The following is a 12,366-nucleotide window of genomic DNA, read 5'->3' as shown; positions in this document are numbered from 1 at the left end:
ATCAGCAGCGGCCGCAGCAGTCTCGGCCTGAATGAAGTCATGGTCATGCAAGAACTCCGCACCCGGTCTGATCCCGGGATCTGTAGCGTCATGGGGAAGTGAAGAGCGGGCCATGGAGGCGTTCGAGGCGAGCCCAGGCGGCGATCTGCGCCCGCTGGGCGAGCAGGTACTGCCCCCGCGCCGCAATGAGGACGCGCTGGGCTTCGAGCACATCCAGCTGGGCAAAACGACCCAGCGAGAAGCCGCGCGTGAGGTCATCGACCGTGCGCTGGCCCGCTGGCAGAACGCGGTTGCGCAGGTCGTCGACGTCAGCCGATGCGCTACGCCAGTCGCGCAGTGCCTGAAGGGTTTCGGCCTGAACCTGCAGCTCGGTCGCTCGCTGGAGATCGCGGGCCTGATCGGCACGACTGGAGGCCGCGAGCAGGTTGCCCTGGTTGCGATCGAACAGCGGCAGCGGAAGCGAGAAGCCCACCAGATTGACCCGCTCCCCCTCAAGCTCGTCGTACTGACTGCCAAGGCTCACCCGCACGTCCGGATAGCGCTGGCTGCGCTGCAGATCGACGTCGGCATCCCCGGCGGCGACCTGCCGCCGGGCCTTGAGCATCGCCGGCGTCTGGCGGATGGCCTGCAGCAGCCGGGCTTCGCCGGGAGGTGCGGGCAGACGATCCAGGTCACCGACCGGCTCACCGAGCTCTGTCACGGAGACACCCAATTGGCGGGCAAGACTCACCCGCGCGTTGTCACGCTGCTGCAGTGCGCGTCTCAGCTCCAGCCGCTGGGTGACCTGTTCTACCTCCGCGCGGGTACCCGATACCGGTGAAATCTTGCCCGCTCGAATTTGCGCCCCTGAGCTGTCCAGGCTGCGCTGTGCCAGTGCCTGCGATTGCTCGGCGAGCCGCACCCCTTCAGCGGCCAGTAACAACTCGTAAAAACTCTGGATGACGTCCGCCCGGAGGGCATAGCGTCGCGCCTCGAGGTCCGCATTGACCACGCCAGCGTTGGCCTCGGCCACCGCCACCCGGGCGGCGCGCTTGCCACCCAGTTCAAAGGGCTGGGTGAGCGTGAGACTGCGCGTCTGACTGGCAGAGCGCGTGTCCTCGACCTCGAAGGCGAGTTCCGGGTTGGGCAGGAGGCCTGCCTGCTGCCGTGCACCTGCGGCCGCGGCGGTCTCCTGGCGGGCCGCCAGGTAGTCGGGATTGTCGCGCAGGGCCTGGGCCAGCGCCTGCTCCAGGGTCAGCGATGAGGCCTGGACCGGTCCGCCGGCGAGCAGCAGACCTAGCCCCAGCGCCAGACCCATCAGGCGCCATGGGGCGGGATATCGACATGGAAGGGATAACGGCACTGCAGCGACTCCTGTGCAGAAGGCGCGACGTTCGAAGAGATCGTCGCGTGATAGCGGAGCCGACTCTAGGGAGCGCCACCTATCGCTCCGGTGACGCCAACATTACAAAGCTGTAAGGAAGTTGCCGCCGTCCAGGTATACCGGCACGCTTGATCGCTTGACTCTCTAGCGGCTACAGGCTTCAGCCTCCGCAACATCCTCGACACGACTGATACAGACGATGCGCTTACTGATAGTGGAAGACGAAGCCCGCGCCGCGGATTATCTGCAGCAAGGCCTCACGGAGAATGGCTATGTGGTTGATCGCGCCGCGACCGGGATTGATGGTCTGCATCTGGCTCTGCAGCAGGATTACGACCTGATCCTGCTGGACATTAATCTGCCGACTATGGACGGTCTGGAGGTCCTGGAATTGCTGCGGCGACGCAAGCAGACCCGCGTGATGCTCCTAACGGGCCAGAGCCGAACCAGCGAGCGCGTCCGAGGACTGGACGCCGGCGCTGACGACTATCTGACCAAGCCGTTCGAGTTTCCGGAGTTGCTCGCCCGCATCCGCGCGTTGCTCAGACGCGGCGAAACGCGAGTGGTCAGTGATACCCTGCACCTGGCCGATCTTGAGCTGCATCCCTTTCGCCATCGTGCGTTTCGCGGGGACCAGCGCATCGACTTGACCAGCAAGGAATTCGCGCTGCTTCACCTGCTCATGCAACGCCAGGGCGAAGTGCTCTCCCGCACCGAGATCATCTCGCGCGTTTGGGACATGAATTTCGACTGTGACACCAATGTGGTGGAAGTCGCCGTTCGACGCTTGCGGATGAAGGTCGATGAGCCCTTCGGGGAGGCGCTTATCCATACAGTACGAGGCGTTGGCTACGTGATGGAGCGCCGTTCATGAGACCCATGAGCCTCGCCCTGCGCCTGGGGATGATCGTCACGAGCGTGGGCTTGCTGCTGGCTATCATCTTGGTCGTTATGGTGTACAGCGTTCTAGAGCGGGAGCTTGATAAGCGTGCTGTTGACCAGCTGCAAGCCAAATTAGGGCAGATCCAGCACAGCCTGGAAGAGCGTCCTGCAAATCCTACCAAAGCGCCTTGGCAGCACGTACTAGCTGACGCTCTGCTCGGCCACGATGAGCTGTCGGTCACCGTGCTTTCGGCGGAAGAGGACACACCCCTGTATGGGCTTGGCTCCCATGCCTATGCCGATGAGCTACGGCCGGGCCGTTGGCCAGACGCCCAGACGTTGGCCTGGCATTCTGATGACGGCCACGATCTATTAACTATCCGGACTAGCCTGACCATCCCATCGCTGCCTCCACTACAGCTACTGCTCAGCCAGGACCGCAGCAGTGATAGATTTTTGTTGGATGCTTTCCTACGTGCAGCCTTGATAAGTCTGCCGATTCTGCTACTGCTGATTGGCGCCGCGGCGTGGTGGACGGGTTATCAGGGCCTTGCGCCGTTACGCCACTTCCGCCGTACTGCCCGTGCGATTACTACCCGGCAGCTGACATTGCGAGTGGATGACACCAATCTGCCTGCAGAAGTAGCTGATCTAGCCATCGCGCTGAACACGATGTTGGAGCGCCTCAATACGGGCGTGCAGCAACTAGACCGCTTTGCAGACGACGTTGCCCATGAATTGCGCGCCCCGCTCGGGATCCTCATAGGTCGAACGCAGATGGTACTTAGCCGGAAGCGTGACGAGGCCACGTATCAAAAGGCCTTGGAGGACTCCCTAGACGAACTGGACCGCTTGAGCCGTATTGTCGCGGACATGCTCCTCCTCGCGCGTCTGGACAGCCACGAACCGCTAACCTCACTGAGCCAAGTGGCCGTCGAGCAAGAGACACTTAAGGTCTGTAGCCTGTTTGAGGCTTATGCCGAAGCGCGCGAAATAGAGCTAGTAGTCAAAGGACAGCTTCAAGTCGAGGGCGACAAGTTGATGATCCAGCGTGCGCTATCGAACCTGCTATCAAACGCTATTCGCCACGCTTATCCAAGAACGGCTGTGATAGTAGAGCTTGGCGCGCAAGAGGAAGGTGGTGGATGGGCAGCTGTGATAAACCAAGGATCTCCCATAGATCCGGATGAGTTATCGAATGTCTTCAATCGCTTTTACCGGGCTGGCGATCAACCTACAGGCGGCAGTGGATTAGGGTTGGCGATCGTCCGCGCGATTATGATTTCTCACCGGGGCCTGGTGCAGGCCGAATCTCATAATGGAATGACGCGCTTCACGCTGACATTTCCTCCAGCAATTACGCCCGTAACCAACTTTGATGAACAAGGCGAAGCGGAAGCGCTTTGTTCCCCCACCAATAGATAGGTGTGAGCACGATGCTGGTCGATATGGCAGCGTAGACATGTCAATAACTAACCCGGAGCTGTTATAGACAGGGCTGCATATGCAGGACTTCCCGACCAGCGTCTTTCTGCAGACGAACTACAACGTCTTCCAATGCAGCAAGCAGCGCGAGGATACTCGGGCAACCTGTTTATTCGTTTTTACGCATATACGAATGTACACATACCCCTGCCCATGAAGCTGCTTATCTCGCCCGAAACGATCGAGGTGCTGAAGCAGACCTTACGGCCTGCCCGAAGGCTGGGTAACCCAGTAACTGCAGTTGTGATTGGCGCGAGGATTTGCCGTGGGACACCTTTCAAACCCTCCCGGTCATCAACGAGGAATGCCAGCTTATTGGCGCAGCAACCTTAGCCCGTTGCCCACTACCAAGAGGCTGGCTCCCATATCGGCGAATACGGCCATCCACATGGTTGCTTGCCCAGTGAAGGTCAGCAGCAAAAAAGCGGCTTTTAGGCCAAGTGCAAGCACGATGTTTTGCAAGAGCACCTGAGCGGTGGCGCGAGAGAGCTTCACAAAGGTTGGAATCTTGCGCAGATCATCGTCCATGAGGGCCACGTCTGCTGTCTCGATGGCCGTGTCGGTGCCCGCAGCCCCCATCGCAAAGCCAATGTCGGCGCGTGCCAATGCCGGGGCATCGTTGATACCGTCTCCTACCATGCCGACCTTACTGGACTGGGCAAGCTGTTCGACTTCGCGCAGCTTGTCGGCCGGTAGCAGGTTACCTTGGGCGCGATCTATTCCGGCCTGAGCAGCAATCGCTTGGGCGGTATGTGGATTATCGCCCGTCAGGATCACGGTCTGGATACCCAGCGCATGCAGCTCGGCTATCGCATTGCGGCTGCTGTCCTTGATGGTGTCGGCGACAGCGAAGATCGCCAGTACATCGTCAGCCCCTACCAGCATCACCACGGTCTTGCCCTCGCTTTCGAGCGCCGTGATGCGCTGTTTCAGGTCCGAGGAGCACCCCCTCAATTCGTCGACCATTCGATGGTTTCCAAGATGATAGGTCTGTCCATCGATCACACCGCGTACGCCCTGGCCAGGCAGCGCGGCAAACTCCCCGACCTCTCGCAGCACCACACCGTCGCCAACGGCGGCTTTCGCGATGGCTTTGGATACCGGATGGTCAGAGCGGCTAGCGAGACTCGCTGCAATGCTGCGACTGCTATCGGTCAAGGCGCTGTTCAAGGAGATAGCGTCGGTCTGCTCGGGTTTGCCGTGGGTGAGCGTGCCGGTCTTGTCCAAGGCTAGCCACCGCAGCTTGCGACCATCCTCCAGATAAACGCCACCCTTGATGAGGATGCCTTGGCGTGCTGCGGCAGCCAGTCCGCTGACGATGGTGACCGGAGTGGAAATGACCAAGGCGCAGGGGCAGGCCACCACCAGCAGAATCAGGGCCCGATAGAGCCAATCCATCCAAGCTGCGCCCAGAAGCAGGGGAGGTAGTACCGCCACGGCAATTGCTAGCACGAAAACGGCAGGCGTATACCAGCGGGCGAATTGATCGACGAAGCGCTGGGTTGGAGCGCGGCTGCCTTGCGCCTCTTCCACCATTTGGATGATGCGTGCCAAGGTGGAGTTGCCGGCCACCGCCGTGACGCGATATTCGAAGGATCCAGACTCGTTGATAGTGCCGGCATAGACCGGATCGCCGGGGGCCTTTTCAACGGGAAGGCTTTCCCCAGTGATCGGCGCTTGGCTCACGGTGGAGCCGCCCTCTAGCAGCACACCATCGAGCGCGATGCGCTCGCCCGGCCGCACCCGCACCCGGCTACCGATAGCGACCTGCTTGGCCTCCACATCGAGCCAAGTACCGTCAGGCTGCTGCACCGTGGCTTGTTCGGGGGCTAGATCGAGTAGGTCCCGGATGGCATTGCGGGCACGATCCAGCGATTTGGCCTCAATGACCTCGGCGAGGGCGAATAACACCATCACCATCGCCGCTTCCGGCCAATGGCCGATCAACATGGCCCCGGTGACGGCAATCGACATTAGGGCGTTCATGTTGAGATTGCGGTTCTTAAGCGCTATCCAGCCCTTTTTGTAAGTGGACAACCCACCCAGGGAGATGGCAATCAACGCCAGTACCAGGACCGACCAATGATTGCCACCTAGATACCAGTACATGCCCTCAGCGGCTATTGCAGCAGCAAGAGAGAAGCCGAGCGGCAGCCACGGCGTCGAGTCGCTATAGGCCCTTGATGGTGGAGTGCGATAATTCTGGGTGTCCAGCTCCTGAGCTTCGAAGCCTAGCGACTGGATCGCATCGAGTACCTTGGCTAGCGCGCTGGCGGTATGACGCACAGTCAATGTGCGCTGCATCAGATTGAAGTCCAGATCAACTACACCAGGAAGAAGGGTGAGCTTTTTCCGAATCAGGGTCTCTTCGGTAGGGCAATCCATCTGGGCTATGCCAAGACGGGTAATCTGCGTGCTCGGGTCGTCTCCCTGACGCACCGCCTGCATACCGACCGCTGACAAGGCTTCTTCCAATGGGGTCAGCGAAGGCAGGTTGTGCCGTACGATCAGCGTGCGCTTCATCAGGTTGAATTCCAAGCCGACAACGCCGGACAAGCCCCCCAGCTTGCGCCGAATGAGCGCTTCCTCTGTGGGGCAGTCCATATTCTGAATAAGGTAGTGAGCTTCCCTAGCCTCGGCCAGGGCGCTGGCCGTCGGTTCGGGCGTAAGAAGAGGGCCTGACGCAGCCGAGCTGCAACCGCACCCCTTTGATCCGCAATCGCTCATGTCAGCCCCCACTTTCACCGTTGAATGGGGAGCATTACAATCCCTATAGTTACTATAGAGTCAAGCACTCAAGGCGGCCGAAGTGGACATGAGGATTGGGGAGCTAGCCCGGCTCACAGGATGCGAAGTTGTGACCATCCGCTACTTCGAGAAGGAAGGGCTGTTGTCGGAGCCAGCACGTAGCGCCGGGAATTACCGGTTGTACAGCAAGGCACACCTTGAGCAATTGCAGTTCGTTCTGCACTGCCGCACGCTGGACATGACGCATGCCGAGATTCGTGCCCTGCAGGGCCTGCGCGAAAACCCAAGGCAGGACTGTAGCGAGGTCAACGCGCTGCTGGATTCCCATCTCCAGCAGGTGGAGGCGCGGATCGTGGCATTACTGCAGCTAAAGCAGCACATGACTGCCTTACGTGAAAGGTGCGGTGGAGCGCGCCCCATCGAGTCCTGCGGTATTCTGCAAGGGCTAGCGGATTGTTCTTTCCATACCCCAGGGCCTATTAGGACTAGTGAGCCTTGAGCCCACATTGGATATATCCGAACTCTGCAGGGAGACACTGAGCAGCAGCATGAGCACCCATTTCAGCTTTCTACTCTGAAGCCCCGTATCCCAACGCTCTGTGCATACCTATTGAGCGCGTCGAGCGACCGAAACACTCTCACCAATTCGCGCCGGGAGCGGAGAGGAAAATGTCGGCTTTCTTTGCTGTAGCGTACCTGTAGCTGCCATCCATGCCCCTCAGGGCCTGGAGTAGCACGCACATCCCAAGCGGCCCCGGCTGCAACTAGGGCGGCCAGGCCCTCAGCGCTAATCGACTGACGCATGACGGTTGCGCTTTGGGACGCAACTGGTGATTGCTGGGCTGGCCGCGCGTTCTGGAGATCAGCCCTGATACGCCGGTGTCCCGGTAACGCTGCACAAGGCAGTGAACCTGCCGTGTTGTCAGCTGCAGCCGCTGGGCAGCGCGGGTAGGCGTGATAAAACCCTCGGTCACCGCCTGGATGACCTTGAGACGATCTACTTCGCGTAGGCTCATCGTGATCCGCTCGTGGGCTGACATCCTGATCGCTCCGTATCGCTAGCAAAGCCGGTAGGCTAGCGACCACAGGTGATCGGGACATTTCTATTTGGCTGGATCGCGACATTACTACTTGGCCGTAACACGCCGTTTCAAGGCTCAGTACAGATGTCGTTGCGCCGGCCAAGTAGAAATGTCAAAACAAGAGGTCAGTCGAACAGACCTGGACTCAGTTTCTGCCGTTGCGCTGGGCTAGCTTGGTTAGCGCCCAGCGATCATTCCATTCGCTCGGGGCTAGATAGAGCGCTGATTGACCCTGGCCGATAAAGCGTCCGCGCTTTCTTTTCGCTCCGAGTAGCGATCAACGAGGTAATCCTCACGGCCACGAACCAGCAAAGTAAACTTCACCAATTCCTCCATCACATCGACCACACGGTCGTAATACGCGGAAGGCTTCATTCGGTCCGCGTCGTCGAACTCTAGATAAGCCTTCGGCACAGACGACTGATTCGGGATGGTCAGCATGCGCATCCACCGCCCGAGAATCCGCATCTGGTTCACCGTGTTGAACGACTGAGAGCCACCGGAAACCTGCATGACGGCGAGTGTCTTGCCCTGCGTGGGCCGTACGGCGCCCAGGGTCAGGGGAATCCAGTCGATTTGCGCCTTGAGTACCGCAGACATGGCGCCGTGACGTTCCGGCGAACACCACACCTGCCCCTCTGACCAGAGCACCAGGTCGCGCAGCTCTTGCACCTTGGGGTGGTCGACCGGTGCGTCATCGGGGAGTGGTAGCCCGGATGGATCAAAGATCACGGTCTCGGCGCCCATGAGCTGGAGCAGACGTGCGGCCTCTTGCGTCAGCAGGCGGCTGAATGAACGCTCCCTGTTCGACCCATAGAGTAGAAGGATTCGTGGCTTGGTATCAGAGGTGTCTGAAAGCCCCAACCTGTTTGTGCTGGGCAGATCCAGCAGCGACAAATCGAGGGCCGGCAAGGTCTCGGCAGATTCCATCTCTAAATCGCTCATCACAGTGCTCCGATCCGATCCAGCGCCTGCTTCAGCTCCGCGCCCTGAAGCGCTACTAGATCCAGCGCGAAGAATGCTGCGAATCGCCTTTTGATGTGCTCAACAGTTGCGTCGAAAGCGGCCTGGATAGCCTCATCGCTGCCTTCTACATCGGAGGGGTCAGATAGTCCCCAGTGGCTCTTAATGGCTGGGCCAAAATACACCGGGCAAGGTTCACCGCCAGCCTTGTCACATACGGTGATGACGATATCGGGGGGAGTGTCGGCGAACACCTCAGATCCCTTGCTGTACAGGCCCGACGTGTCGATGCCCAAGCCTTGCAAAGTGCTTACCGCTCGTGGATTGAGTTTACCACTCGGGAAGCTTCCCGAACTGATAGCCGTAAAGCCGGCCGGCGCCATCTGGTTGAACAACCCTTCGGAAAGAACGCTGCGGCAGCTATTGGCCGTACACATGAACAGGATCTTCATAAGGTGACTCCTAAGCAGTGATGCTCAAACGCACGGCAAGGGCTGCCAGCGTCGTGAGCAGAATGGGAAAGGTGAGGACACAGCCAACCTTGAAGTAGTAACCCCAGGTAATGCGGATGTTTTTCTGAGCCAAGACATGCAACCACAGCAGCGTTGCCAGACTGCCAATAGGCGTGATCTTCGGGCCCAGGTCGCAGCCAATGACGTTGGCGTACACCATGGCTTCATGCACCAGTCCGGTCACGCCGCTGCCCTGGATCGACAAAGCGCCGATCAGCACGCTGGGCATGTTGTTCATGACAGAGGACAGCAGCGCAGCGGTGAAGCCGGTGCCCAACGTGGCAGCCCACAGGCCATGATCGGCAAAGGTGGCAAGCAACGAGCTGAGCCCCTCCGTCAGCCCGGCATTTTTCAACCCATAGATCACTAGGTACATGCCAAGTGAGAACAGCACGACCTGCCAGGGCGCATTTAGCAACACCTTACGTGTCGAGATCACATGACCCTTCGTTGCAATGATCAGCAGCACTAACGCACAGGCGGCGGCAACAGCGCTGATAGGAATGCCAAGCGGCTCAAGAGCGAACAAGCCGACCAGTAGGAGCAACAGCACCCACCAGCCAGCAATAAACGTAGGGCGATCCCTGATCGCCTGCTCTGGTCGGCGTAGCACCTCCGGTGAATACGAAGGTGGCACCTCTTTTCGATAGAACCACCAGAGCATCCCCAGGGTCGCCACTACGCTTACCAGATTCACCGGCCACATGATCGAGGCGTATCGAGCGAACCCTATGTCGAAGAAATCCGCGGAGACGATGTTCACCAGGTTTGAGACAACCAGGGGCAGGCTGGCCGTGTCGGCAATGAACCCAGCGGCCATAACGAAAGCCAGGGTTGCTGCCGGACTGAAGCGCAGCGCAGTCAGCATCGCGATGACGATGGGGGTCAGAATCAAGGCTGCGCCATCGTTGGCAAATAGCGCTGAGACGGCTGCCCCGAGGAGCACCATGAGCACAAACAGGCGCGCACCGCTGCCCTGGCCCCAGCGAGCCACGTGAAGTGCAGCCCACTCGAAAAAGCCCGCCTCATCCAGCAGAAGGCTGATGATGATGACCGCGATGAACGTCGCGGTGGCGTTCCACACGATGTGCCAGACCAATGGAATGTCGCTGAGCATAACCACACCCGTCAGCAAGGCGAGTATCGCTCCAGCCGACGCGCTCCAGCCCACGCCAAGCCCGCGAGGTTGCCAGATCACCAGCACCAGCGTGATGAGAAAAATTGAAATTGCCAACAGCATGTCAGGTCTCCGAAGTCACTTAGCAACAGGAAACCCGGCGTACCGGACGACCTTCCATCGAAGCAAGGCGGCCCTGATCTTCGCCAAGCCAAGAGCGGTTCGCCTCGAGCGTTGCCTGGAGCACTTCCATTGCCCATTGAGGCAGCTCGGGATGAATGCGGTAATAGATCCACTGACCTTGACGGCGATCCTCCAGCAAACCGCAGACGCGGAGTTGAGCCAGGTGGCGAGAGACCTTCGGCTGGCTATCGTCGAGCGCCCAAATCAATTCGCAAACGCATAGCTCGCCCTCAGCGGCGAGCATGAGCATGATCCGGGCTCGGGTTTCGTCACCGAGGCATTTGAAAAAGGTGTGCGGCTGAAGGTACATGGGCAGCCTTTATATCTGTGATTTCGAATATTCGAATTTACAGATGTATTCGAGCCTTTGGAAGGTGCTTATCCGGCCGAAGTGACCGCGAATGCAAAGGCAGGTCTCCCCGGTCGCTCCCTGGGTTGGCAGCCGAGTCCCCTAGTTCTCCACCCTATACCTGCGTATTCCAACACTTTGCGCGTACCGGTTGAGCGCATTCAATGACCGAAACACCCTCACCAATTCGCGCCGGGAGCGGAGAGGAAAATGTCGGCTTTCTTTGCTGTAGCGCACCTGTAGCTGCCATCCGTGCCCTTCAGGGCCTGGACTAGCACGCACATCCCAAGCGGCCCCGGCTGCAACCAGGGCGGCCAGGCCCTCAGCGCTAATCGACTGACGCATGACGGTTACGCTTTGGTAGTGGGCTTTTGTGAAGAGCAGCTAGGAGGTCCTCTGGCATCAACTCTTTTGCTTTTTTCTTCGCCGGCTCTGAGCGTTGGGCTTTAGTAGGCCTTGGATTGCCAGGTACCGAATGAGAGCGCCGATTGTCGCGCTGCTCTTGCATCAGTTGCGCCACTTGCAAGACGTGCCCCAGCCGTTTGTTCTCGACGATAGCGCCTTGGTTGACCTCAGGCAGCTGATCGAGAATGCCGTAAGGCAAGGCAGCGCCTTCCGATCGCACCTCGATCCGGCCGTCCGGGTAGTGATAGATCTCTACGTAGCGGCCAGCCAATGCTCGGGTTTGCGGCGTATCGTGCAGAACATAGAGGCGCTTGTCGTATTGCAGCGTTAGGCTTTTCGACACTCGACGCGGCTCTCGCCACGTCAAGACTAGAGTCAGGTCCTCGTCGTCACGTACTGCGCGGTGGGCATCGAAATCAGAGCGGGCCGGTTTGGCGAAGCGCCGGTTGTAATCAGCCATGAACAACGGCAGATAGGCGTTCGCCGCCTCGACAGTGCTGAGATTTCGTAGTCGCAGCTCCTTGACCAGGCGATCCTGCAGGGTGAGATGGGCACGCTCGACGCGCCCCTTGGCCTGGCTGGAGTTGGCGCAGAAAGTATCGATGTTCAGCTCGAACATGGCCCGAGCGAAATGCGTGTGACCAGCACCGCCCCTGGGCATCCTTGCTATTGACCCGGAACACGCTGGCCTTGTCGCTGTAGAGGGCGACAGGCTTGCCATGGTGTTCCAGATAGGCACGGGTGGCCTGGAAGTAGCTGAAGGTCGATTCGCTACGGGTGAACGCCAGGTGCATCAGGCGACTGGTGGCGCCGTCGATGTAGACCAAGAGGGTGCACGCCGGCGCACGATCCTCGAACCAGCGATGATCGCTGCCATCAATCTGGATCAGCTCGCCGAGGCAAGCTCGGCGATTACGTGGCTGGTACACCTTAGGCGGTCGTGCCCGACGCGGCGTCCACAAGCCGGCATCCATCATGATGCGCCGAACCGTTTCCTTGGCTAGACGCAAGCCGTGGCACTCGGCCAGTTTCTCGGCAGCAAGCGTGGGACCGAAATCCTGGTAATGCGTGCGGATCAGGGTGACGGCGCGCCGCTCAAGGCCGGGACGCAACTGGTGATTGCTGGGCTGGCCGCGCTTTCTAGAGATCAGCCCTGATACGCCGGTGTCCCGGTAACGCTGCACCAGGCGGTGAACCTGCCGTGTTGTCAGCTGCAGGCGCTGGGCAGCGCGTGTGGGCGTAAGGAAACCCTCGGTCACCGCCTGGATGACCTTGAG

At 59.6% G+C, this 12,366-nt stretch carries 10 protein-coding genes and 1 pseudogene; 3 read left to right on the top strand and 8 right to left on the bottom strand.

Annotated features, from left to right (window positions below; translation table 11 throughout):
- Nucleotides 1-88: 88 nt before the first annotated feature.
- Nucleotides 89-1,297, bottom strand: coding sequence for a TolC family protein (locus PVZ72_RS08450; RefSeq protein WP_273861671.1), 1,209 nt, complete (start codon nt 1,295-1,297; stop codon nt 89-91).
- Between the two features lie 265 nt (nt 1,298-1,562).
- Between PVZ72_RS08450 and PVZ72_RS08445 the strand changes: the two genes are divergently transcribed.
- Both PVZ72_RS08445 and PVZ72_RS08440 read left to right on the top strand, forming a co-directional pair.
- On the top strand, nt 1,563-2,237 hold the full coding sequence (locus PVZ72_RS08445; protein WP_007162511.1) for a heavy metal response regulator transcription factor: 675 nt from the start codon (nt 1,563-1,565) through the stop codon (nt 2,235-2,237).
- A gap of 5 nt (nt 2,238-2,242) precedes the next feature.
- On the top strand, nt 2,243-3,670 hold the full coding sequence (locus PVZ72_RS08440) for a heavy metal sensor histidine kinase (protein ID WP_169887035.1): 1,428 nt from the start codon (nt 2,243-2,245) through the stop codon (nt 3,668-3,670).
- A gap of 372 nt (nt 3,671-4,042) precedes the next feature.
- Here PVZ72_RS08440 and PVZ72_RS08435 read toward each other — a convergent pair whose 3' ends face one another.
- On the bottom strand, nt 4,043-6,253 hold the full coding sequence (locus PVZ72_RS08435) for a heavy metal translocating P-type ATPase (protein ID WP_425326784.1): 2,211 nt from the start codon (nt 6,251-6,253) through the stop codon (nt 4,043-4,045).
- A gap of 292 nt (nt 6,254-6,545) precedes the next feature.
- Between PVZ72_RS08435 and cadR the strand changes: the two genes are divergently transcribed.
- Nucleotides 6,546-6,977: a Cd(II)/Pb(II)-responsive transcriptional regulator gene (gene cadR / locus PVZ72_RS08430; RefSeq protein ID WP_186354194.1), complete on the top strand. Its 432-nt coding sequence runs from the start codon at nt 6,546-6,548 to the stop codon at nt 6,975-6,977.
- 265 nt (nt 6,978-7,242) lie between these two features.
- On the opposite strand, the gene PVZ72_RS08425 is transcribed toward cadR, so the two are convergent.
- From PVZ72_RS08425 to PVZ72_RS08400, 6 genes and pseudogenes are all read right to left on the bottom strand, one after another.
- On the bottom strand, nt 7,243-7,494 hold the full coding sequence (locus PVZ72_RS08425; RefSeq protein WP_231893101.1) for a helix-turn-helix domain-containing protein: 252 nt from the start codon (nt 7,492-7,494) through the stop codon (nt 7,243-7,245).
- A gap of 276 nt (nt 7,495-7,770) precedes the next feature.
- A complete protein-coding gene (arsH, locus tag PVZ72_RS08420) occupies nt 7,771-8,490 on the bottom strand; it encodes an arsenical resistance protein ArsH (protein ID WP_371099832.1) in 720 nt (239 codons plus the stop codon).
- A 14-nt stretch (nt 8,491-8,504) separates the two neighbouring features.
- Entirely contained in the window at nt 8,505-8,975 is a 471-nt protein-coding gene (locus tag PVZ72_RS08415; protein WP_007162506.1) for an arsenate reductase ArsC, read from the bottom strand.
- 10 nt (nt 8,976-8,985) lie between these two features.
- Nucleotides 8,986-10,275, bottom strand: a complete 1,290-nt coding sequence (locus PVZ72_RS08410) for an arsenic transporter (protein ID WP_007162505.1) — start codon at nt 10,273-10,275, stop codon at nt 8,986-8,988.
- Between the two features lie 19 nt (nt 10,276-10,294).
- Nucleotides 10,295-10,645, bottom strand: a complete 351-nt coding sequence (locus tag PVZ72_RS08405) for a metalloregulator ArsR/SmtB family transcription factor (RefSeq protein WP_007162504.1) — start codon at nt 10,643-10,645, stop codon at nt 10,295-10,297.
- Nucleotides 10,646-11,012: 367 nt separating this feature from the next.
- A pseudogene (locus tag PVZ72_RS08400) lies at nt 11,013-12,366 on the bottom strand (ISNCY family transposase); the annotation flags it as partial.

The sequence above is a fragment of the Pseudomonas sp. LA5 genome (assembly GCF_028640825.1).
GTDB classification, from domain to species: domain Bacteria; phylum Pseudomonadota; class Gammaproteobacteria; order Pseudomonadales; family Pseudomonadaceae; genus Chryseomonas; species Chryseomonas aestiva.
Note: the sequence above shows the minus strand (reverse complement) of the source record. Positions and strands in the feature narration are given on the sequence as shown.